Source organism: Picosynechococcus sp. PCC 7002 (assembly GCF_963860125.1).
Taxonomy (GTDB): domain Bacteria; phylum Cyanobacteriota; class Cyanobacteriia; order Cyanobacteriales; family MRBY01; genus MRBY01.
In genome coordinates this window covers 1,511,549-1,533,968 of record NZ_CAWLFA010000001.1, presented here as the reverse complement: position 1 = coordinate 1,533,968, position 22,420 = coordinate 1,511,549, and the positions used below count along the sequence as shown (strand labels likewise).

The 22,420-nt window shown below is 50.8% G+C and carries 18 protein-coding genes; 6 read left to right on the top strand and 12 right to left on the bottom strand.

Annotated elements, in window-relative coordinates; all coding sequences use genetic code 11:
• Window positions 1-12: 12 nt before the first annotated feature.
• Complete coding sequence (gene zwf, locus AACQ84_RS07435; RefSeq protein WP_012307073.1) at window positions 13-1,542, top strand: glucose-6-phosphate dehydrogenase; 1,530 nt, start codon at window positions 13-15, stop codon at window positions 1,540-1,542.
• Window positions 1,543-1,660: 118 nt separating this feature from the next.
• Window positions 1,661-2,998 carry a glucose-6-phosphate dehydrogenase assembly protein OpcA gene (gene opcA / locus AACQ84_RS07430; protein ID WP_315862060.1) on the top strand — a complete coding sequence of 446 codons (1,338 nt, stop codon included), beginning with the start codon at window positions 1,661-1,663 and terminating at the stop codon, window positions 2,996-2,998.
• Window positions 2,999-3,019: 21 nt separating this feature from the next.
• Here the strand turns inward: opcA and AACQ84_RS07425 are convergent, their stop codons facing one another.
• Window positions 3,020-3,682 (bottom strand): Crp/Fnr family transcriptional regulator, encoded by a 663-nt coding sequence (locus AACQ84_RS07425; protein ID WP_012307071.1) that lies wholly within the window; start codon window positions 3,680-3,682, stop codon window positions 3,020-3,022.
• A gap of 145 nt (window positions 3,683-3,827) precedes the next feature.
• Here AACQ84_RS07425 and AACQ84_RS07420 point away from each other — a divergent pair, with 145 nt between their 5' ends.
• Window positions 3,828-4,571 carry a hypothetical protein gene (locus AACQ84_RS07420; RefSeq protein WP_012307070.1) on the top strand — a complete coding sequence of 248 codons (744 nt, stop codon included), beginning with the start codon at window positions 3,828-3,830 and terminating at the stop codon, window positions 4,569-4,571.
• A gap of 305 nt (window positions 4,572-4,876) precedes the next feature.
• Here AACQ84_RS07420 and AACQ84_RS07415 read toward each other — a convergent pair whose 3' ends face one another.
• The 11 genes from AACQ84_RS07415 to AACQ84_RS07365 all read right to left on the bottom strand — a co-directional run bounded on the left by AACQ84_RS07415 (window position 4,877) and on the right by AACQ84_RS07365 (window position 16,407).
• On the bottom strand, window positions 4,877-5,986 hold the full coding sequence (locus tag AACQ84_RS07415) for an ABC transporter permease (RefSeq protein ID WP_012307069.1): 1,110 nt from the start codon (window positions 5,984-5,986) through the stop codon (window positions 4,877-4,879).
• A gap of 37 nt (window positions 5,987-6,023) precedes the next feature.
• Entirely contained in the window at window positions 6,024-6,521 is a 498-nt protein-coding gene (locus AACQ84_RS07410) for a salt stress protein, Slr1339 family (RefSeq protein ID WP_041443485.1), read from the bottom strand.
• Window positions 6,522-6,576: 55 nt separating this feature from the next.
• Entirely contained in the window at window positions 6,577-7,164 is a 588-nt protein-coding gene (gene aat, locus AACQ84_RS07405; RefSeq protein WP_012307067.1) for a leucyl/phenylalanyl-tRNA--protein transferase, read from the bottom strand.
• 51 nt (window positions 7,165-7,215) lie between these two features.
• A complete protein-coding gene (locus tag AACQ84_RS07400; protein WP_012307066.1) occupies window positions 7,216-7,884 on the bottom strand; it encodes a response regulator transcription factor in 669 nt (222 codons plus the stop codon).
• A complete protein-coding gene (locus AACQ84_RS07395; protein ID WP_012307065.1) occupies window positions 7,850-9,361 on the bottom strand; it encodes a sensor histidine kinase in 1,512 nt (503 codons plus the stop codon). The genes AACQ84_RS07400 and AACQ84_RS07395 overlap by 35 nt, the downstream gene beginning before the upstream one ends.
• Window positions 9,361-9,723, bottom strand: a complete 363-nt coding sequence (locus AACQ84_RS07390; RefSeq protein WP_012307064.1) for a hypothetical protein — start codon at window positions 9,721-9,723, stop codon at window positions 9,361-9,363. Before AACQ84_RS07390 ends, AACQ84_RS07395 begins: the two co-directional genes overlap by 1 nt.
• A gap of 107 nt (window positions 9,724-9,830) precedes the next feature.
• Window positions 9,831-10,823 (bottom strand): phosphotransferase family protein, encoded by a 993-nt coding sequence (locus tag AACQ84_RS07385; protein WP_012307063.1) that lies wholly within the window; start codon window positions 10,821-10,823, stop codon window positions 9,831-9,833.
• 2 nt (window positions 10,824-10,825) lie between these two features.
• Entirely contained in the window at window positions 10,826-12,640 is a 1,815-nt protein-coding gene (locus AACQ84_RS07380; protein ID WP_234991410.1) for an ABC transporter ATP-binding protein, read from the bottom strand.
• A gap of 24 nt (window positions 12,641-12,664) precedes the next feature.
• A complete protein-coding gene (locus AACQ84_RS07375) occupies window positions 12,665-13,831 on the bottom strand; it encodes a glycosyltransferase family 4 protein (RefSeq protein WP_012307061.1) in 1,167 nt (388 codons plus the stop codon).
• Window positions 13,828-15,069 (bottom strand): glycosyltransferase family 4 protein, encoded by a 1,242-nt coding sequence (locus AACQ84_RS07370; protein WP_012307060.1) that lies wholly within the window; start codon window positions 15,067-15,069, stop codon window positions 13,828-13,830. Before AACQ84_RS07370 ends, AACQ84_RS07375 begins: the two co-directional genes overlap by 4 nt.
• A gap of 36 nt (window positions 15,070-15,105) precedes the next feature.
• Window positions 15,106-16,407, bottom strand: coding sequence for a glycosyltransferase family protein (locus AACQ84_RS07365; RefSeq protein ID WP_012307059.1), 1,302 nt, complete (start codon window positions 16,405-16,407; stop codon window positions 15,106-15,108).
• A 380-nt stretch (window positions 16,408-16,787) separates the two neighbouring features.
• On the opposite strand from AACQ84_RS07365, the gene AACQ84_RS07360 reads away from it, so the two are divergent.
• The 3 genes from AACQ84_RS07360 (at window position 16,788) to AACQ84_RS07350 (ending at window position 22,419) form a co-directional block, all read left to right on the top strand.
• Complete coding sequence (locus tag AACQ84_RS07360) at window positions 16,788-17,177, top strand: hypothetical protein (RefSeq protein WP_012307058.1); 390 nt, start codon at window positions 16,788-16,790, stop codon at window positions 17,175-17,177.
• 619 nt (window positions 17,178-17,796) lie between these two features.
• Window positions 17,797-21,333 (top strand): pyruvate:ferredoxin (flavodoxin) oxidoreductase, encoded by a 3,537-nt coding sequence (nifJ, locus tag AACQ84_RS07355; protein WP_012307057.1) that lies wholly within the window; start codon window positions 17,797-17,799, stop codon window positions 21,331-21,333.
• 69 nt (window positions 21,334-21,402) lie between these two features.
• On the top strand, window positions 21,403-22,419 hold the full coding sequence (locus tag AACQ84_RS07350) for a dihydroorotate dehydrogenase-like protein (RefSeq protein ID WP_012307056.1): 1,017 nt from the start codon (window positions 21,403-21,405) through the stop codon (window positions 22,417-22,419).
• The last annotated feature ends 1 nt before the right edge of the window (window position 22,420 follow it).

Genomic DNA, 22,420 nt, shown 5'->3' with positions numbered 1-22,420 from the left:
AAATCCAGCCCTATGGTTGCCTTACAAGAAAATCCCCTCAGAGTCGGACTCCGCCAAGAACGCACCCCAGACCCCCTCATCATCGTTATTTTTGGCGCATCCGGCGATCTCACCCAGCGTAAACTCGTTCCCTCCCTCTACGCCCTCAAAAAAGATAATTTATTGCCACCGGAGATCACCATTGTCGGTGTCGCTCGGCGGGACTGGAGCCACGATTACTTCCGCGAACAAATGCGCCAGGGCATTGAGGAATTTTCTGACGGCATCGGCAGCGAAGACCTCTGGAACAACTTTGCCGAAGGGCTTTTTTATTGTTCCGGCAATATGGACGACCCCGACAGTTACCAGAAACTTAAAACCTTTTTAGACGAACTCGATCAAAAACGAGGTACCAGAGGTAATCGCGTCTTTTACCTTGCGGTCTCTCCGAAGTTTTTCCCGCCTGGCATCAAAAATCTGGGGGCGGCTGGGATGCTCAATGATCCTCTCAAACACCGCCTCGTCATTGAGAAACCTTTTGGCAAAGATCTCAGTTCTGCCCAAGTTTTAAACAATGTCGTTAAAAACGTCTGCCGTGAGGAACAGGTTTATCGCATCGACCACTACCTTGGTAAAGAAACCGTCCAAAACCTATTGGTCTTTCGCTTTGCCAACGCCATCTTTGAACCCCTCTGGAATCGCCATTACGTCGATCACGTGCAAATTACCGTCGCCGAAACCGTCGGTGTCGAAGATCGTGCTGGTTACTATGAAACCTCCGGCGCCCTGCGGGATATGTTGCAAAATCACCTGATGCAACTGTTTTGTTTAACGGCGATGGAAGCGCCCAATGCTTTAAATGCCGACAGTATTCGCAGCGAAAAAACCAAGGTATTACAGGCCACCCACCTCGCCGATATCCATAATCTTGATAAATCAGCGATTCGAGGACAATACAAAGCCGGTTGGATGAAAGGCAAACCCGTCCCCGGTTACCGGGAAGAATCCGGCGTCAATCCCGAATCAACGACGCCTACCTATGTGGCGATGAAATTTATGGTAGATAATTGGCGCTGGCAAGGGGTGCCTTTCTATCTGCGCACCGGCAAGCGTTTGCCCAAGAAAGTTTCAGAAATTGCGATTCAATTTAAGCAGGTGCCCCTGGCGATCTTCCCATCGGCAGCAAAACAGGCGAATCCCAATACCCTGGCCCTGCGAATTCAACCCAATGAGGGCATTTCCCTACGCTTTGAGGCCAAGATGCCAGGCGCAGATATTAGAACCCGCAGCGTGGATATGGACTTTAGCTATGGAACATCCTTTGCTATGGCTACCCAGGATGCTTACACCCGACTGCTTTTGGATTGTATGGTCGGTGATCAAACTCTCTTTACCCGGGCCGATGAGGTGGAGGAGGCTTGGCGTGTGGTGACACCAGCTCTAGCGGCGTGGGATGGGCCAGCGGATCCTAGCAATGTGCCCCAATATGAGGCGGGGACTTGGGAACCGACAGAAGCGGAATTTTTGATTAATCGGGATGGTCGCCGTTGGCGTCGGTTGTAGAGGCGAATTTCCAATTTTAGGGAACAAATATCGGCTCTCAGTGTTTGTTTATTTTTGATTTCTTAATTCTTTTCGCACGCAAATTTCGCAAAAAACTCTCTAAGCAATCTCTGGAAAAATTATGACTATTTCAGCACCCCTTGTTTCTTTGCAAGCTCCGAAGGATGTCTCGATTGAGGAGATTGAAGCGGAACTGGCGCAACTCTGGCAAAATTACCGCTCCGATGAGGGCATGAGTGCCACCCGGGCCACCACCTTTAGTTTTTTGGTCTATGAGCCGGACGACTCCCAAGCATTGTTGGCAAGTTTAGGATTTTATTCGGGGCCAATCGATGGGATCGCTGGTTCGCGGACGGTGGCGGCGATTCGCGCTGCTCAAAAAGCCTATGGTTTTGAAGAAACCGGTAAGATTTCACCGGAATTACTCACGAAGCTCCGGGAAATGTGGGAGTGCCAAAGTCAGGATCAAGGCTGTCAACCGTTGACCTATTCGGCAGATCTGAGTAGTTCTGGGGTGGCCGATGCGATCGCCGCTGCGAATCCCTGTCGAATCATTACCCTTTGTCCCACCACTGGCGAAGATGAAGGCGTTTCCGCCCAGGTCTCGGCTTATTGTCCGATTAATAAACGGGGCGGTAGCACCCTCGTTTGTTGCGAGTACATTACCCTGAGTGGTACAGCGGCAGCCCTAGAGCGCATTGGGGGCTTAATTACGGCTTTAATGGTGAGAGACTTGCCAAAATTTGTTTGGTGGAAAGCAGTGCCAGATAGCAACTATGGCCTTTTTCAGCGGCTGATGGCCGAAGCAGATACGCTCATTCTCGATTCTAGTGGCTTCCGGGATTCTGAAGCGGATCTTAAGGTTGTATGCGAACTGTTGCAGCAGGGCACCAACACCGCTGATCTCAATTGGAGTCGTTTAGCAGCTTGGCAAGAGTTAACCGCCGCTGCCTTTGATCCCCCAGAACGACGGGAAGCCATCTGGGATGTAGACCATGTGACCCTCAACTACGAAAAAGGGAATGCCACCCAAGCGATTTTGTTTTTAGGCTGGCTCGCCAGTCGCCTCGGCTGGAATCCGACGGACATCGAACGGGAATCAGGGGATTATGAGATTCACCGCATTCGTTTTGGCGATCGCCACAAAAAAGCAATTACGGCTGAACTAGTAGGTCTACCCATGGCCGATGTGGGGGATATCGTCGGCGATCTCGTGAGCCTCAAACTCACCTCCAATAACCTTGATGCCGATTGTTGCACCGTGATTTGTTCAGAAACCTCTGGCTGTATGCACATGGAATCGGGTGGTGGTGCGCAATCCTGCCGCATTGAACAGGTCACCCCCTTGGCCGATCAAGCAACCGAGCATCTCCTGGGGCAACAGCTCCAACGCTGGGGCAAAGATGTTCTCTACACCGAAACCATGGAACAGGTGCGTCAAATCCTCGCCCTTTAACCCTTTCAATTTTATTTATGGTCAGTGGCTGAGGCGAACCTGAAACCGATCCGCCTGGGTAAGTTGAATTTTATCCGCTTGCATGAGCTGCTTGAGGAGGCGATTGACCGTTACCTGGGTGGCCCCCAGAACCTCAGACAATTGCTTGCTGGTGAGGGGAAACGGAATCATCATTCCTTCCGGGGAAGGGTTGCCGTGGGTCCGCCCCAACATTTCTAGGTATAGCCACAGCCGATCAATGGTTTTGCGTTGGCACAAGAGGGTCTGCTCTAGGCGCTGGTGTTGCTGCTGGTGCCGGAGCGCTTGTAATACGTTGTTTTTTAGGGTGGGCCACTGGTCGAGATCTTCCCAGTAGAGCCAAAAGACTTCTGTTTGATCCACTTGAGCGATCGCCTGGAACGAGATCATCGGACTGCGGTAGATATCAATGGGTTGATCGGCCCCAATAAACGCCAAAATTACCGGCTGCCCATCCAGGGAAAGGGAAGGTTGGAAATGCCGGAGACGACTTTCAAGGCGCACAAATCCTTTCGTGACAAAGTAAAGCAAACCGGGCCGGGTAGGAATGGTTTCTTCCTGGAAAAACGTCCGACTCCGACAGTGGGCGATCGCCCATTCTTGCAAAAACTCTGTGATTAAAGGCGAGTGGGGCTTAATTTCGTCAAGGGCAAAGAACTGAGACATTACTTAATAGATACACAAAAATACGCAAAAAAAGAGTGAATATGAGTGAGCTGATCTTGGGTCGGTTTTAGGGGCCATTAATACGGGCAAAAGCTGCGGAAAGCTCTATCATCCTAAAAGATCCCCCTAGTCCAGGCAAGCTGCAATGGCGTCCATTTCAGTCATAACCCAGGATGGCAATTTAACCAACGATCTTCGCGTACACCTCGCCCAGGCGGGAGATCTTGCCAAAGCCAGTGAAATTCCGCTCCAGCTCTGTTTTCAGCGGCAAGGTATCGGTTTTCGTTCGGCGATCGCCTTAAAATTGGCCGCCCACAGCCACCAGCCTCCCCAGACCATTGCCCAGGCATATCTCGCTCAGCTCACTACTCCAACGCCGCAATCAAATTTAAAACACCGAACTGCAACGGCGGTATTCACCTATGAGGCGATCGCCACCCCCCAGGGTTGGTTAGAATTTTTTTTGATGCCGACGGAGATCGGCCGCTGGCTAGATCAAATATTACAGCGAGAAAATCTGATTTTCCCTCAGTTGCCCCCAGATCTTTTATTCTCTTGCCATTACCTACAGCAACGATTTTATGACCTCAGTCACCTCGCCACTGACTACACTGCTGATACGCCCCAATGGAATTTTGAAAAAACTCTTTTGCCCGCCTGGGAGCAAGCTCTCCTAGAGGCGATCGCCCGTTGTGTCCTAGGGAGTTTCCATCGCTCACCCAAACCTCACTTTTTTGCCACCCTCGAACAAACTCTCTGGGAATTACAGCGCCGTTGCCCTCTATTTTATTTTCTCCGTGAAAATCCCACCCAAGGCCATCATTATTGGCAGTGGTTTACCTATCTCGCCCAATTTTTAGCCCATTATCTCCCACAATTAGAAAATTAATTCACAAGACTCAAAGGCAGTGTGACGTTAGCTTTCACGCTTTTTTTGATTGGTCTATTTAAAATTTTCGACACAAAACTTGAAAAAAACATGGCAGTTTGAGAAAAGATGGTCTACACTTACAGGTGTGTGAGGAGCGAACCAGAAAGAAGACCGAGACGAAACACGGAAAGTCGCCGGTCTTTTTTCTGTGCCCAACACAAAAACATCCCAGGGTTACATCGCCACGAACAATCACCCCAGGATTCACAATAGTCTTTCGTTTTCTTAAATCAATACACCCTAGCGGCTAGTCGCAACAGGGTCTAATCTTGGCGGTTTTGGAGGCTCTTTGGATCGAGGGCATCCCGTAGCCCGTCACCGAGCAGGTTAAAGGCTAGCACCGTAACGATAATCAAAATGGCCGGCGACCACACCAGCCAAGGTTGTAAGACCAGAATAGAAGCATTGGTACTTAGGGAGAGCAGATTGCCCCAACTGGGGTCGGGCTGTTGAATGCCGAGGCCAATCAAGCTCAATACCGATTCGGCAATGATAAATCCTGGTACGGCGAGGGTTGCGGAGATAATCGCATAGCTCGCCGTTTGGGGCAGGATATGTTTGGTGATGATGTAGAGCGATCGCCCCCCCGTTGCTTGGGCCGCCTGAACAAATTCTTGGTTTTTAATCGAGAGCACTTGACCCCGGATCACCCGCGCCAGGCCAGACCAGCTAATGAACGAGGTAATCAGCACAATCAAGAGGAATCGCTGGGCGCTGGTTAAACTCGCGGGCAGAATCGCCGCCAGGGAAACGAGGAGATAAATCCCCGGAATAGTCATCAACACTTCCACAAAGCGCATCAAGACCGCATCGATCCAGCCGCCAAAATAGCCAGAAATGCCACCGATGAGCATCCCCAAGGGAAAGGAAATAACAATCCCCACCAGGCCAATGAACAGGCTAATGCGGCCCCCATGGAGTAAGCGGCTAAATTGATCGCGCCCCTGTTCGTCGGTGCCGAGGAGATTAAAGCGGGCCTCGCCGACCACCCCAAATAAATGGCGATCGCCCCGGATGCCCGGAAAGACAATTTTTTCCTCGAAGGTCGGGGGCACGGGCAATTTGATCTGGAATAGTTGGTAAGGATCGCCTTTCACAAAGAGGCGCAGCGGTTGGGGGTTATCGGTATCAACAATCAGTTGGCGATCGCCCGTGTCGAGATCCGTCGGCCCCTGGCTGGTGGGATAAACATGGGGGGTACCATTGCGCCAGTGGATCGCTGTGGGCGGCATTAAAGAACCATCTGCCTGGGACACATAGGGGTCATAGGGGGCAAAAAAATCAGCACCAATGACGAGGACATAAAAGGTGATCAGGATAATTGCGCCCAAACGCGCCAGGGTATTATTTCGAAGTTTGCGCCACCAATCCATAGTTACTGCCAGGGTTGCCAAAAATAATTGTGTCCCCTCATTCTAATGCCTGCAGATACTCGATCGCGGCGGCAAGCTGGGAGTCATAGCCCTCGGCAAAGTCCATAAACCAGAGCCCTTCATTGGAGAGGGGATCTAGTTGCTTAAGCCAAGTTTCGGCTTTGGTACGCCAATATTTAGCCTGGGCCTGTTTTTGCTTTTCAGCGGCGGCGATCGCCTTGAGGTCTGTTTCCGGGAGGGGCTGTTGGGCTTGCTTTTGCTGTTCGGCAATCAGTCGGTTAATGTCTTGGTACAGACGGTGATTTTTTTCACAATCTTTAAGTTTGTTGGCGGTCGTTTCCTGTTCGAGGGCCTGCAACATGGACGAAAGGCGATCGCCCTGGGATGACTTTTCCCCAGTCGGCTGCGGGCGAGCTTGGTATTCCTGCTGGAGGGCCGCTAGGGTTTGATCCAGGCCATTGTCCGGTGGCTGTGGTGCTGCCGCGCGATGTTGATTTTCTAAATCCCGTAGCAAATCATCAAGGGAAGCCATCATTCAATCCATTGCCGAAGAAATCTCACCTTAATTATAAAAAGATCTTTCCCCTTCTTTAATCCGGCGCAAACTGACACCGCAAACGCACTGCCTGGGCCAGCAACCGTCGATAATCCTGGTTATCAATAACGTAGGAACCAAATCGCTCTAGGTGCGGATTTTGCAACTGGGCATCAAACAGGATAAAGCCTTGTCGCCGCAGATGTTCGACTAAAAGAACCATTGCCACCTTGGAACCATTGGGAATTTGAAAAAACATCGACTCCCCGATAAAGGCTCCACCAATGGCGATGCCTAAAATCCCCCCAGCTAATTGATCCCCCCGCCAGGTTTCAAAACTGTGGGCCCACCCCGCCCGGTGCAACGCCCGATAAATGTCTAGTAATTCCGGCGAAATCCAGGTCACGTCCCGGTTGGCACAGCCGGCACACACCGCCTCAAAGGCTTGGTTAATTTTGGGGGTAAAAATCTGTTGATTGAGCGATCGCCTCAAGGATTTGGGATAACGAAACCGACCATCTAGGGGAATCAAAGTCCGTTGCCGACTCGAATACCAACCCAAATGCTGTTGCTCATCCGCCATCAGAAAATAGCCCTGGGAATATCCTTCTAAAATTGCTGGCAGATTAAAACGGCTGATCATACATTGCCCACGACGGAATTTTTCAACTGTACCAGGCGATCGCCCTGGCGTTTAGGTCTTGAGGCGATAACCAATGCCCCGCACCGTCTCGATGAGATCACTGCCCAACTTTTTACGGAGATAGCCAATGTACACATCGACGATATTCGAGCCTGGATCGTAATCATAGCCCCACACCTGATCCAAGAGCTGCTGACGGCTGAGGACTTGGTCGGGATGGCGGAGCAACGTTTCCAACAGGATAAATTCACGGGTGGGCAACTCTAACCAAACATCCCCTTGCCTGACCCGCCGCGCCTTGAGATCTAGCTCCAACGTCTGGGTTTTCAGACACATCGGTTCCGGGGTCGCCCTTGGGGTAAAGGTGCGTAACCGCGCTTGGACACGGGCCAGGAGTTCTTTAAAACTAAACGGTTTACCCAAGTAATCGTCGGCACCAAGGTTTAAGCCAGTTACTTTGTCGTCGAGGTCGTCGCGGGCCGTGAGGATAATAATTGGGGCCGTAACCCCCTGACCGCGCAGATCATGGAGCACCTCTAAACCATCAGCATCGGGCAAGCCTAAATCTAAGATCAACAGGGCAAAGGGATATTGCAAGGCCCAGTCTAGGGCTTCTTTGGCGGTGCTGGCGATGGTCACCGTAAAGCCTTCGCTCTTAAACCCCTTTTCGAGGAAGGAAGCGATTCTAGGTTCGTCTTCGATAATCAGAATCTGGGTCATAGGGAATCGTCAGGGTAAATGTACTACCTTTGTTTAACTCGCTTGCGACGGTAATGCTGCCGCCATGGGCGATCGCCACCTGCTTAACGATGGCTAACCCCAGGCCTGAGCCTTCTGTGCCCCGTACTTGGCGGCCCCGGGCAAACCGTTCAAAAATCCGTGTTTGGTCAGCGGCGGCAATTCCCTGCCCACTATCTTGTAACCAAAATTGTAAATTTTTCCCGGTGCGAGTGACCCCTAGGCAAATTTCGTCATGGGGTTGGGTGTGTTGAACGGCGTTTTGGGCGAGATTAATTAGCGCTTGGGTTAACCGTTGGCGATCGCCCCAGAGAATTCCCGTCACCATTCCCTGCCGTTGCCATTGGCGAGGACTAGACGTTAAAGCCGTAATTTTCGTGTAGAGCTCTTCTAAAAACGACTCTATATCAATCGGTTCGTAGTGCAAAAAATTGGGCCGCTCCAACTTCGCCAACAGGATCAACTCCTGCACCAGTCGGCCCATGCGATCTAGTTCATCTACAACCAATTCCACCGTTTTTTGTTCTTCGAAGGGAAGATTGGCGATCGCCATCAATTCCAGATGCCCCCGAATAATCGTGATCGGCGTGCGCAGTTCATGACCCACATCATTGAGAAACTGCCGCTGATTTTCAAAGGCCGTTTCCAGTCGGTCTAGCATCGAGTTAAAAGCCTGGGCTAAATTGGCCAATTCCCCCTGGGTGGTGATGGGAATCCGTCGCGTCAGGTTGGATTCATTAATGCTTGTTGCCGTTTTCAAAATTAAAGTTAGGGGTGCTAAAACCCGCCCTGCAATCACGGCACTCACCGCAATGGACAAACAAAAAACCCCGATCAACGTCGCAAAAACAATTTTTAAAGACGTGAGAGTTTCATTGTGTTCCCCCGCTACAGCATGGACGGCAATAAAGCGCCCCAGAATATCCCCTGTCTCATTTTCGATGGGGAGCGCCACATACAAAATATCCCCCGTTTCCGAATTGGGACGCGGATCAACTCCCTCTTCCCAGCGGTTTACCTGGGCCAAGCGTTGCAAAAGAGAAGAATCTGCCTGGAGGGTCGGTGGTAGAGCTTCGGGGCTAGAGCGATAAAATTCCTCGGCAATCACGCCAACGATAAAAGTGTCGTCCTCCGGTACCCGACGGGCCAGATACAGATTAAACAGAGAAATCAAATCCGCCGGGGTAGAGAGGGGCAAAATCTCGGTTTCTCGGAGGGCAAGCCGTTGTTTCACTTGGGGGTCATTGTTCAGTAAACCCTCAAACAAATACACATCTTCCTTGAGATCATTTCTGACCCGCTGGTTAATGTTGCTAAATACCAAGTGCAACATCAGGGGAAAGGAAATGGCGAGGAACCCTGATAACAGCAGTAAATACCAGAAAAAAACGCGACCCCGAACCGAGAGAAAATGGATTCGCAGCAGTTTAAGCCATTGTTTGGGGGAAAAGACGACCATTAACGCTGGAATAGGGAGCGTTGGGGTAGGGGGCGTTCAATAATACCGGCCACTTGGGTCGCGGCATTGAGATTAAGACTCAGGGCTTGTTTTGCCCAAATATTACCTTGAATCACTGCGCCGTTGGCAATGAGAGTGCCTCTGGGTTGGACGACGACATCACCCCGTACGGTAGTTTGCCGGAGAATGCAGGTGGCTCCGGAAGGGACTTCGAGATCCCCAATGGCGATCGCCCCTAAACTTCCCTTGCATTGGGTCGCTTGGGCGAGCACGGGGAAGAGTCCGAAAACCCCCATGGCAAAGGCCACGCCCAGTCCCAGTCGGCAAAATGGGGATTGTAAATAATGCTGATACTGACCCATGGGAAAATAGCCAATTTTTAAAGGATAGGGGTTGTCGGGCAGATTGCTTCAATTCTAAGGATGACCGAGAGCAATGAAACAACATTAAAAATTCCATGAGAAGTTTCTCATCTAACCTGTTGCAGTTGTTCGGCAAGGCGATCGCCACAGAGTTCGATCAAGGCCGGAATATTTGGACGACGCTCTGGGATACGCCAACTAATGGCAATATGCCGCAGAAGAGTGAAGATGGCGTAGATATCAATAGCCTGACCCAGATAAAACTTTCCTAAGGCCTGTTTTGCTAAAAAAACGCCCTTTAATGTCTGTTCTTGACTAACCATAGCATCGGGATCACCCAAAGTGCGGAGGCTCTGTTCGGTCATGTGGGCGATAAAATTCCCCAGATCAACGGCGGGATCTCCTTGACAGTAGAGGTCGAGATCCACCAACCAAAGGCGATCGCCTTCTACCAAAATTTGATCAGGGTAAAAATCCCGGTGAATTGTTGTTGAGGGACGGGGATGCTGTTCTAAGATTTGTCCTAGCCGTTCACTCTGGGCCATAAAATCTTGGATTTTTCCCTGCCATTGGGGTTGCTGTTGGGCAAAATCCCGGAGGCGATCGCCAAGAATTTGTAATTCGTCAGCAATGGTATGGGTCTTTGGGGTGGGTACGGAATGGGTGTGGAGTTTGTGGGCAAGGGCAGCAATTTTTTCGGGTAAATCTGGCTGGATAATCAATAAATTAGTTGCGGGTTGACCAGGAACCCAGCGTTGTAGCCACATCCGCCAGGGTTCAACAATACCAAGGGGTTCTGGCACCGATAAACCATCTTCACTCTGGCGATGAAACCCATTTTTCCATAACGCCCGTTGACAGTCATAGCTTTTGTGGTCTGTGCCCTTGGCGCGAATTTTGCCGAGAATAATCTGTTCCCCTGCGTCGGTTTCCAGATGATAAGCAATCAAGGCCCGGCGTCCGATTTTATGGCGTAGCAGTTCGGCCTTTATCACCCTCCGCACAGTGGGAAAAATGGTAGTGAAATGCGGCTGGGCTAACTGGGGATCGAGGACAAACGGTAGCCAGGGCATTTTAGGATCAGGGTAAAGTTCGGTCATCGTTAATGTTGCAAGGATTCGCTGAACGTTGCGAGGGTTTGCCGTTGGAAAAGGTCGGCATAGGCTCCCTGGCGCGCTAATAATTCGGCGTGGGTGCCCTGTTCCTGGATTTGTCCCTGGTCGAGGTAAAGGATTTGGTCGGCGGCGATCGCCAACTGGAGATTGTGGGTGACGAGAAAGGTGGTGCGATTTTCCGCTAACCGTTCTAGGGCTTCAAAAACCAACTGTTCGTTGACTTTATCCAAGCCACTGGTGGGTTCATCCAGGATCAAAATCGGGGTTTGTCGCATCGCAGCCCTGGCGATCGCCAACCGTTGCCGCTGCCCACCAGAAAGGGTTGTCCCCCGTTCCCCCACCACTGTGTCGTAGCCCTGGGGCAGTTGCAAAATAAAGTCATGGGCATTGGCTAAACGGGCCGCCGCTTCGATATTTACCATCGTTGCGTCCTCGATGCCATAGGCGATATTTTCCCGGATCGTTGCCGCAAATAGTAAGCTCTCCTGCAACACCACCGCCATTTGGTTCCGGAGGCCCGTCAGTTGATAATCCCGCAGATCCTGACCATCAATCAGAATTTTCCCCGCTGTTGGGTCATAGAGGCGCAATAACAAACTGAGAAGCGTCGATTTTCCACTGCCGGAAGCACCAACGAGGGCAATTTTTTCGCCGGGTTGCACCGTTAAATTTAGCCCCTTAAGAATTCCTTGGTCGGGATGATAACCAAAGGAGACATCTTTAAATTCAATCAACCCCCGGAGAGACGGCGTGGCGATCGCCCCTGGTTTGTCTTGAATATCGGGGGTTTCCGCCAAAATATTTAAAATCCGTTCCCCTGATGCCGCCGCCTTTGCCAGACGCCCAGTATATTTCGCAAAATTTTGCACGGGTTTGTAGGCATTGCGCAGATAGGTTAAAAACACCAAAACTGTTCCTGGCGTGAGGGCATCTTCGATCACCAGATGTGACCCATAGCCCATCACCAAGGCTGTTCCCAGGGCAATCAACACATCTACCACCCGCTCTAGGTTTGCGGCCAATCGTTTGGTTTCAATGCTTTCCTGGAGGCTTTGTTGGTTTTGGCGACTAAAAAGATCCGCAAAGGCCTGCTCTAGGGAAAGGGCTTGCACCAGTTTAATCGCGGCGAGGGATTCGGCGGCGGTGGCGGCGACGGCCCCTTCCCGGTGGCGTTGGGTGAGGGAAGCACGGCGAATTTTGGCACTTAAACGGCTGGCAGCAAACCAAAATAGCGGAAAAGTCACGAGGGATAAGAAGGTGAGTTTCAGGTCGAGCCAGGCCATTACCCCAAGCATTCCCCCCAGGGTTAACAGGCTAACCACCAGGGGCAACGCCGCCGTGAGCAAAATTTCCTGGAGACGATTTGCATCGCTACTAACGCGGATAATTAGGTCACCGCTGCGGGCTTGGTAGTGGTAGCGCAGGGAAAGCCGTTGCAAATGACTGTACAGTTGATCCCGCACCTGGGCCATGACGCGACTACCGACGATCGCCAAACTGACGGTATTCCAATAGGTGGCGATCGCCCGACTCACAGCAATGATGATCACCCCAGCCGCAATGAAAACCAAGAGCCAGGCGGGATCGAGGTTCCTAAAGCCGAGAAAAGAAAGGGCTGGCTGGGTTTGAGCGGGAATCAGTACCCCGTCAATGAGCAGTTTGAGGGGCCAAGGTTCCAATAGTCGCAACCCCACATCTGCCAGCAAAGTGACCATCGCCACCAACAGGAGTCGCCACTGGGTACGAATTTGGGGCCAAAAGGTGGTGATTACAGCCCAGAGGCCAGGGACAGCTTGGGTCATGGGGGAGGCACGGTGCATATTTTTCTAACTTTTAACCTCAACGTTAAAAAACGAGGCTTTGGCGATCGCCAAAATTTGGGCGGCAATGTGATCCCAAGTATGGTGTTTAAGCACGAAACCACGGGCAGCCAGACCTAACTGCTTCCGGTACTGGGGCGATCGCCAAAGATGTTCGAGGGCCTGGACAAGAGCTGTTACTTCCCCCGGTGGATACAAAATCCCCGTCACGCCATCGTCAATAATGTCCGGCAGTTGACCGATGCGACTCGCCACCACAGGCAACTCCGCCGCCATGTATTCCACCACCTTGAGGGGGGAAAAATAAAAATTTTCACTGGCGGGATAGGGGGCCACAGCCACGCTCATCTGGCTTAACCAGTGGGGAACTGCCTCTGGGGACACGGCACCTGTCCATTGCACCTGGGCCGTTAACTTGCGCTGGGCGATCGCCTGTTCAAGGGCTGGCCGTTGGGGGCCATCGCCGACGATCAACAAGCGCGCTTCCGGGACAGTTTGTCGCAGTTGAGCAAAGGCTTCAATCAGCAGATCCAGGCCATGCCAAGGCTTGAGGGAACCGACAAAACCCACGGTAAAGGGCATTCCGGCGGATGGTTTAGAGACATTGGAAAATCGGGTGGGATTGATCCCATTGGGCACCACAAAAAGGCGATCGCCCGGCACCCATTGCTGTAAATAGGCCTTTACCCCCTCGGACACGGCGATTAAAGCTGTTGCTTTCCCAAAGGCTGTCGCTGCGACCTGCAATGCTAAATCCCGGTTTATTAAACCCCGGTGTGTGGCTTGCTCTTCAATTAGGGGCGCATTCACTTCTAAAATGCCAGGAATCTGCCAGTTTCGCGCAAAGGTCATCCCCGCCTGGCTCCAGAGGGAATAACGTTCATAGACGAGATCGTAGGGAGATGCCTGGGTTAATAAATTTTGCAATGTCTGATTTTGTTCAAAGAGTCCCTGCTCACGGCTTGCTAGATCTCCTTTGGGAACTTTGGGTAAGCAATGGACGGGTACATCGGCCAAGTCTGCGGGCGGTTCGCCTCCAAGCCTCGCGGCAAAAAGCGTCACCGTTGCCCCCTGGTTCTGAAAGGCGCGGATCATCTCCTGCACATGGATCGAGGCCCCTTTGCAGCCAAAGACCGGAATGCCCGGATCGGCGCAGACATAGGCAATTTTCATCGTTGGGCCTCCCCTTGGTGGAACAGTTGGCGGAGTTGGGCCGCATTGCGCTGGAGATCAAAGGCTTGTTCTAAACGCTGGCGGGCTGCTCGGGCAAAACGGTGACGTAAATCTGCTTGATTTAAAAGAATTTGAAGGGCTTTGGCAAGTTGTTCTGGATCATTTTGGGCCACCAGCAACCCTGTCTCCTGGTGTTGAATAATTTCCGGAATGCCCGTGACATCCGTTGCCACGCAGGGAGTCCCCAAGGCGATCGCCTCTAACAAAACTGTAGGTAAACCATCCCGATTGCCATCTTTCCCAATGACATAGGGGGCCGCAAAAACTGTCGCCTGTTTTAGGAGCTGAAACACTTCTCCCTGGGGTTTGGGGCCAGTGATTTCCACCCAAGGCTCTAGCTGGTGTTGGGCAATTTGCGATCGCAATGTCGTTTCTAGGGGGCCACTCCCCACGATTTGACAGCGGAACGAACAATTCCAACGGCGCAGCAGATCGCAGGCAGCAATCAGATAGGTCAAGCCTTTCTTTTCCACGAGGCGCGACACTGACACAATTAACGGTGGCTGTGGATTTTCTAAATGGGGTTGGTAGGGAAGTTCCGTTAAATCCATGCCGTTGTAAATGCGTTTGACCTTAGTTGCAACTTCCCCATACTGCTGTTGTAAATAGGTACGGTTATAGTCACTGACAGTCACCACAGCGCAGGCATCTTGGAGTTTGCTGGCGAAATCGGCTGGATCCACGCTTTCATGGAAAATATCTTTTGCGTGGGCCGTAAAGCTGTAGGGTACTTCCGCAAAGTGGGCGGCTAACCGGGTAACGCTGGTGGCGACGCTGGCAAAGTGGGCATGGAGATGGGTGATCCCCTGGTGGCGGACGGCTTGGGCGAGCCAGAGGGCTTGATACAGAACACTGGAACGTTCTCCGGCGGCGTAGGCTAATTTTTCCCAGAGGTCGGGGATCAGGGTGGCGGTAGCTTGGATTTCTGCCCAGAGGTAACTGGCGGCGGTGGGATTTTGCCCCAATAAATCGGGGTGCGATCGCCCTTGGCTGGGTTTTTGGATGTAGGTGACGGGGGCTTTGACCCGGGCAATTTTGTCTTGGAAATGACTATCCACCGGGGGCCGTAGGGCAAAAATTTTGATATCTAAACCCGCTGCTTCGTGGGCGAGAATTTCATTGACGATAAAGGTTTCTGAATAGCGGGGATAGCGTTTAACAACGTAGGCAATGGCCATGGCACATTGAACAAATAGTGGAAATAAGGTGATGGACTAGGAAGCTTGGGCAGTAAAACCGCTAGAAGTCTTGAGCATTTGACCTAAAAGGAGGGGCAATTGTTCGGTGGCCTGGAGATTGAGACCAGCACTGCGCTTGGGGGGTTTTGGATCACAACGGAGCCAAGCCGCTAGATTCTGAGGATTAACCTGGTGGGGATGGAGCACGTCCACCAGACCCAATTTTTTTAAACGGGTCGCCCGCAGCCATTGTTCCTGGCGGGGTTTTATCCGGGGAATAATCAGAGCGGGTTTCTGGAAGGAAAGAATTTCACAGGTGGTATTGTAGCCACCCATGGCAATCACCCGTTCGGCGGCGGCCATGAGAATCGTCGGTTCGGGACAGGAAGGAAGGATCGTCAGGTGGGGATTATGTTGGGCGATCGCCCCTAGGGTTTGGCGCACGGACTCCGGCATAAAAGGCCCCGTGAGTAGCACCCCCGGATTTTCGGCGGTGAAGGGAATTTGGGCAAAGGCGATCGCCAGGGTTTCCCCATCTTGGCCGCCACCCACCGCACCGAGGACGAACCGGGCGGGTAAATCCCACGCTTTTAAGGTTTCTTGCCAGGATTGCCCTAAATACTGGAGGCGATCGCATTGATTGAAATAACCGAGGGGCAGCATTTTTGCGACCACCTCTGGGGAAAAATCATATTCTCGCCGCAGATCGTAAACCTGGGGATCGCCGTAAATCCACACCGCATCATAGTAGCGACGAATGGCCGTTTCGTTGTCCGCCCGTTGCCAATCCCGCCGCACCGCTGCCGGGTCGTCCAACACATCCCTTAGCCCCAAAACACAGCGCATCTTAGGCTGTTTCCGGATGTATTCCAGGCTGGGGTCTAGTTCCCGTTCTGCCCCCCTGGGGACATTATCGACGATGAAAACATCCGGTTGAAATTGTTGGATAGTTTTTAAAATTAGCTGCGATCGCAACCCAATGATGTCCCGTAACGGCAAGGCTAAATGACGCGCTCTGTAGGAACCATCCCGGCTTTTTTTCAAGGCTGGCAAACTTAAACAATCAATCCCCGCACGGGCCAGCCCTTCATTGCCATCGCCCATGCCACTAATGAGCAAAATATCTAGGGGCAAAGCTGATCGTTGTAGGGTCTGCGCAATCAACACATTACGCCGTTTGTGACCCAAGCCCATGGTGTCGTGGGAATATAGCACGATGCGGTGGCGAGGAGCTGGCGGCCTAGATCGGGGGGCTCGTTTCCCAGAAACAGGGGTTGGGCTAGAGATCCCCTGGGGCGATCGCCATTGAACATTCCGTTGTCGTTGGGCGGGTTCCATGGGCAAAGACCTCTCCTTTGGGATCTGACCTCGACACTGATCGCCAGATTCTTGACGATGATGGATATCTTGACCCGCTTGCCTAAATCCCTGGTGAAGATTCCATGAGAAAACCTTCATGGAAAAAGCCTAGATAATAAAGTTTCTCTATGGCTTATTTGCACTGAGGATTACGGCAGCTTGAGGGAAATGTAGGGTTAAAGACCGCTGAAAAATTCAAACATCAGTAGATAATAAATCCAGGGTGAGCGTCAAAAATTTAGACAAACTGCATCAGTAAAATTTTGTGGCCACTACTTATCCCCAGCAACCTGACCTAATCGTTCCAGAATGCTTCAGTCTCTAACTTTTCTAGTTTTCCCTCACGGGAGGTTTGGTCCATGTTTCTGAAAAAAGTTTCTCTGACGGTCTTGTCTTCTCTCCTCCTGCTCGCGGGTGCCTCGATACCCGTAAAAGCCCAAGTCTATGTCAATGGCGAATATATCCAGGGCGAAGATTTGATGATCCTTGAGTATCTGGCTGGCGGCTCGATTCCTGCGGGGAGTTACTGGCTGGATTACTACACTGGTGCGTGGGGCTATGCAGGCGATTACACGGTGCAAGGTTACCTTGGCGCTGGCAGTAATAATTACGACGGCAGCTATGGGAATGATTCTAGCGGCTATGATTCCTACTACAGCACTGGTGGGGCTGGGGGCTACGGTTCCTATGTCTCCGATGGTGACTGCGCCTATTTCTCATCGGGAGATATCTCCGTTTCTACCTGCTAAAGATCAAGAGGGCGATCGCCAATATTTTTTTGACTAGGCGTAGGCGAAAGGTTGGGGTTTGCGTGCAAAAACCTCAGCCCAAAGCCAATTTTTCCAGGTAATTCTTTAATTCTTTGAATTCTCGTGGGCGATCGCTAAACCGACGAGATTTTTATGCTGACAATAGGCCCAGCTTCTTGGCCAACCAACGACAGTTTTTCCTCTATTGCCGAAGGTGTCATAATCAATCTCTACTAAAAAAGTTGACACCAAAACCATGCCCAAGATCGTTACAAAAAAAAGCAAAAAATAACTTTTCTTATTTAGCTTCCCCTAGGATTTCAACGAAATTTAAACCTTCACTGATTTTTATCATTTTCTACAGCAGAACAATCCAAGACAGCAAAAAATATCTCTAAAATTAGAAGTGTAAATATTTCCTTGATTTTCCGGATCAAGCCAATCAAATTCTATTTTTTCTTATAACTTTTAGCAAGCATTTTGTTGTTAAAGTCAACCAAGTATCAGGCTCAAAAAATAGCTAACATCAATCACTTTTTTTCACTGCCTCGACTCACAAAACAGATCATCACCCACGATTTCCACCCAGTCACCAGCAAAACATTAGAATTTTGAGATTATGGCTACTAACACAATTGCCACCCTCGATGCGAATGAAGCCGTCGCCAAAGTTGCCTACAAACTAAACGAAGTCATTGCCATTTATCCCATCACCCCCGCTTCACTGATGGGCGAATGGGCCGATGCCTGGGCCTCCCAAGGACAGCCAAATCTCTGGGGAACCGTGCCCAGCATCATCGAAATGCAGAGTGAAGGTGGCGCTGCCGGAGCCGTCCACGGCGCACTGCAAACGGGTTCTTTAACGACAACCTTCACCGCCTCCCAAGGGCTACTGTTAATGATCCCCAACCTCTACAAAATTGCGGGGGAATTAACCTCAGCGGTGATCCATGTCGCCGCCCGTTCCGTTGCAGCCCAAGCCCTCTCCATTTTTGGCGATCACTCCGATGTGATGGCTGTGCGGGGGACGGGATTTGCCCTGTTGTCGTCTGCCTCGGTGCAGGAAGCCCACGATATGGCGTTGATTGCCCAAGCGGCGACGATGAAAGCCCGTGTACCCTTCATCCACTTTTTTGATGGGTTTCGCACCTCCCACGAAATTCAAAAAATTGAATTACTCGATGAATCTGTTTTACGGGAACTGATCGACGATGAAGATGTGTTTGCCCACCGCGCCAGAGCCTTAACCCCCGATCATCCAGTGGTGCGCGGCACAGCCCAAAACCCCGATGTCTTTTTCCAAGCGCGGGAATCGGTGAATCCGTTCTATGACAAATGCAGCGCCATTGTGAAGGAAATGATGGATCGCTTTGGGGCACTGACGGGACGTGCCTACAAATTATTTGAATATGTGGGCGCGCCGGATGCGACACGGGTAATTATGCTGATGGGTTCCGGTTGTGAAACCGTCCATGAAACGGTGGATTACCTCAACGCCCAAGGGGAAAAAGTGGGTGTGTTAAAAGTGCGGTTATATCGCCCCTTTGATGGCTCGGCATTAATTTCGGCGTTACCAAAAACCGTCGAAAAAATTGCTGTGTTAGACCGCACGAAGGAACCCGGTGCAAACGGTGAACCGCTCTATTTAGATGTAGTATCGGCGTTGATGGAAGCTTGGGAAGGCACAATGCCGAAAGTTGTTGGGGGACGTTATGGTTTGTCTTCTAAAGAGTTTAACCCGGCGATGGTAAAGGGGATTTTTGATGAATTAGATCAAGCCAAACCAAAGAATCATTTCACCGTTGGCATTAATGATGATGTTAGCCACACTTCCCTTGCCTATGATCCGAGTTTCTCTAGTGAGCCGGATAGCGTGGTACGGGCGATGTTTTATGGCTTAGGTTCCGATGGGACGGTGGGCGCGAATAAAAATTCGATCAAAATTATTGGCGAAGAAACGGATAATTACGCCCAAGGTTATTTCGTCTATGACTCGAAAAAATCAGGGGCAGTGACGGTTTCCCATCTGCGCTTTGGCCCCAATTTAATTCGCTCCACCTATTTAATTAATCAGGCGAATTTTGTGGGCTGTCACCAATGGTTATTCCTCGAAAAATTAGATGTGCTCAGTGGCGCAAAGGATGGTTCAATTTTTCTTTTAAATAGTCCCTATGCTGTGGATCAAGTGTGGGATCAATTGCCCCTTGAGGTGCAGGAACAAATTTTTCACAAAAATTTGAAATTCTATGTGATTAATGCGAATAAGGTAGCCCGGGAAAGTGGCATGGGCGGACGAATTAATACGGTGATGCAAACCTGTTTCTTTGCCCTCTCTGGTGTCCTGCCAAAAGAGGAAGCCATTTCTAAAATTAAGGAATATATCCAGAAGACTTACGGCAAGAAAGGCGCGGATGTGGTCACCATGAATATTCAGGCGGTGGATAACACCTTGGCGAATTTGTTTGAGGTGAACGTGGGCGAGGCAAATAGTCCCATTCGTAAACCGCCAGCGGTGTCTCCCAATGCGCCCGATTTTATGCGTAATGTCCAAGCGCCGATGCTGATCAAAGAGGGCGATCGCCTACCGGTGAGTTGTCTGCCCTGCGATGGCACTTACCCGACGGGCACTTCTAAATGGGAAAAACGCAACGTTGCCCAATTCATTCCAGAGTGGGATCCAGAGGTTTGTATTCAATGCGGTAAGTGCGTGATGGTCTGTCCCCACGCGACGATCCGCGCCAAAGTTTATGAACCCAATCTGTTAGGAAATGCGCCGGAAAGTTTTAAATCCATTGATGCGAAAGACAAGAATTTTTCAGGGCAGAAATTCACGATTCAGGTGGCTCCGGAAGACTGTACCGGCTGTGGCGTTTGTGTGGATGTTTGTCCGGCGAAAAATAAGGCGCAACCCTCGAAAAAAGCAATCAATATGGTGGAACAGTTGCCCCTACGGGAACAGGAAAGAACGAATTGGGATTACTTCTTGAATTTGCCCTTACCGGAACGGCGCGAATTAAAACTCAATCAAATTCGCGAACAGCAATTGCAGGAGCCGCTCTTTGAATTCTCTGGTGCGTGTGCCGGCTGTGGTGAAACCCCGTACATTAAATTGGTGTCCCAACTATTTGGCGATCGCACGGTGATTGCCAATGCGACGGGTTGTTCCTCCATCTATGGCGGCAACTTACCGACCACCCCCTACACCACCAATGCCGAAGGAAAGGGCATCGCTTGGTCAAATTCCCTCTTTGAAGATAACGCCGAATTTGGCTTAGGATTCCGCCTCTCGATTGATAAACAAGCCCAATTTGCGGCGGAATTATTACAACGCTTAAGCGGTGAACTTGGTGATAGTTTTGTCGGTGAATTGTTAAATGCCCGCCAAGCTGATGAAGCCGATATTTGGGAACAACGGCAACGGGTGCGGGAACTGAAAAATAAACTCGCAACCCTCAATTCCCCCGATGCGAAACAGCTAGCGTCCCTCGCCGATTACCTCGTGAAAAAATCCGTCTGGATCGTCGGTGGGGACGGTTGGGCCTATGACATCGGGTTTGGTGGTCTGGATCATGCGATCGCCAGCGGGAAAAATATCAATATTCTCGTAATGGACACCGAGGTTTATTCCAATACTGGCGGACAATCCTCCAAAGCAACCCCCCGCGCCGCCGTTGCCAAATTCGCCGCTGGTGGGAAACCCGCCCCGAAAAAAGACCTCGGTTTAATCGCCATGACCTACGGCAATGTGTACGTCGCCTCCGTGGCAATGGGAGCCAGAGACGAACACACCCTGAAAGCCTTCCTCGAAGCCGAAGCCTACGAAGGCCCCTCCCTGATCATCGCCTACAGCCACTGCATCGCCCATGGCATTAATATGCAAACCGCCATGAGTCACCAAAAAGAACTCGTCGAAAGCGGACGCTGGCTATTGTACCGCTATAACCCTGACCTCAAAACAGAGGGTAAAAACCCCCTCCAACTCGATAGCCGTACCCCCAAAGGCAGCGTCGAAAGCTCCATGTACAAAGAAAACCGCTTCAAAATGCTCACCATGACCAAGCCCAAAGCTGCCAAGGAACTGCTCAAACAAGCCCAGAACGATGTCGATACCCGTTGGCGGATGTACGAATACCTTGCCAACCGTCCCGAAGCCTAACGCCTCAAGTCCCCCTTACTTCAGGGGGATTTAGGGGATGTAAAACCATTAACCTACCGGAAAACCACCATGGATTTAACCACACAATATTTAGGTCTGACCCTGCGATCGCCATTAATTGTTGGTGCAGCCGCTCCCTTAACTGAGGACATCGATAACATCAAACGGATGGAGGATGCCGGAGCCGGAGCCGTCGTTTTACATTCCCTCTTTGAAGAACAAATTCGTAAAGAAAAACTCGAATTGCACCATCACTTCACCTATGGAACGGACTCCTTTGCCGAAGCCTTAAATTATTTCCCAGAGAATGCTTCCAATGTTTTTCATGTAGGTGTTGAAACCTATTTAGAACATATTCGGACTGCTAAATCCGCCGTCGATATGCCGATTATTGCCAGCCTCAACGGTTCTCACCAAGGGGAATGGGAACACACCGCCAAACTGATGGAACAAGCCGGAGCCGATGCCATTGAATTGAACATTTATTATGTCCCGACGGATATTAATAAAAACGGTTCAGAGGTGGAGTATGAATATATTCAAATCGTGCGGACAGTGCGGGAAAATTTAAATATTCCCGTTGCCGTAAAGCTGAGTCCGTTCTTTAGCAACATGGCAAATATAGCGAAACGGTTAGTTGATAATGGGGCGAGTGGCTTAGTTTTATTTAACCGTTTTTATCAGCCGGATATTGATATCGAAAACCTGGAAGTCACCCCGAATTTAATCCTGAGTAGCCCGTTGGATATGCGTCTGCCGATGCGCTGGATTGCGATGCTTTATGGGCGTTTAGATGTGGACTTTGCGGCGACCAGCGGCATTCAACGGGGAACCGATGCGATCAAAATGTTAATGGCGGGGGCAAAAGTGACGGCTTTAGTGGCGACTTTATTACGCCATGGTATTCATCACATTGAAACCATTGAAACAGAAATGATGCAATGGCTCGAAGAACATGAATATCTATCCCTTGAACAATTGCGGGGCAGCATGAGCCAGATTAATTGTCCCGATGAAAGTGCCTTTGAACGGGCGCAATATATGCGGGCGATTCAATCCTACCAACCAGAGCGACATACACTTTGAA

Excerpts from the sequence above, each read along its gene's own strand:
- zwf (WP_012307073.1), top strand. The coding sequence starts at position 13 with ATGGTTGCCTTACAAGAAAATCCCCTCAGAGTCGGACTCCGCCAAGAA.
- AACQ84_RS07425 (WP_012307071.1), bottom strand. The coding sequence starts at position 3,682 with ATGTCTCAGTTCTTTGCCCTTGACGAAATTAAGCCCCACTCGCCTTTA.
- AACQ84_RS07420 (WP_012307070.1), top strand. The coding sequence starts at position 3,828 with ATGGCGTCCATTTCAGTCATAACCCAGGATGGCAATTTAACCAACGAT.
- AACQ84_RS07415 (WP_012307069.1), bottom strand. The coding sequence starts at position 5,986 with ATGGATTGGTGGCGCAAACTTCGAAATAATACCCTGGCGCGTTTGGGC.
- AACQ84_RS07410 (WP_041443485.1), bottom strand. The coding sequence starts at position 6,521 with ATGATGGCTTCCCTTGATGATTTGCTACGGGATTTAGAAAATCAACAT.
- aat (WP_012307067.1), bottom strand. The coding sequence starts at position 7,164 with ATGATCAGCCGTTTTAATCTGCCAGCAATTTTAGAAGGATATTCCCAG.
- AACQ84_RS07400 (WP_012307066.1), bottom strand. The coding sequence starts at position 7,884 with ATGACCCAGATTCTGATTATCGAAGACGAACCTAGAATCGCTTCCTTC.
- AACQ84_RS07395 (WP_012307065.1), bottom strand. The coding sequence starts at position 9,361 with ATGGTCGTCTTTTCCCCCAAACAATGGCTTAAACTGCTGCGAATCCAT.
- AACQ84_RS07390 (WP_012307064.1), bottom strand. The coding sequence starts at position 9,723 with ATGGGTCAGTATCAGCATTATTTACAATCCCCATTTTGCCGACTGGGA.
- AACQ84_RS07385 (WP_012307063.1), bottom strand. The coding sequence starts at position 10,823 with ATGACCGAACTTTACCCTGATCCTAAAATGCCCTGGCTACCGTTTGTC.
- AACQ84_RS07380 (WP_234991410.1), bottom strand. The coding sequence starts at position 12,640 with ATGACCCAAGCTGTCCCTGGCCTCTGGGCTGTAATCACCACCTTTTGG.
- AACQ84_RS07375 (WP_012307061.1), bottom strand. The coding sequence starts at position 13,831 with ATGAAAATTGCCTATGTCTGCGCCGATCCGGGCATTCCGGTCTTTGGC.
- AACQ84_RS07370 (WP_012307060.1), bottom strand. The coding sequence starts at position 15,069 with ATGGCCATTGCCTACGTTGTTAAACGCTATCCCCGCTATTCAGAAACC.
- AACQ84_RS07365 (WP_012307059.1), bottom strand. The coding sequence starts at position 16,407 with ATGGAACCCGCCCAACGACAACGGAATGTTCAATGGCGATCGCCCCAG.
- AACQ84_RS07360 (WP_012307058.1), top strand. The coding sequence starts at position 16,788 with ATGTTTCTGAAAAAAGTTTCTCTGACGGTCTTGTCTTCTCTCCTCCTG.
- nifJ (WP_012307057.1), top strand. The coding sequence starts at position 17,797 with ATGGCTACTAACACAATTGCCACCCTCGATGCGAATGAAGCCGTCGCC.
- AACQ84_RS07350 (WP_012307056.1), top strand. The coding sequence starts at position 21,403 with ATGGATTTAACCACACAATATTTAGGTCTGACCCTGCGATCGCCATTA.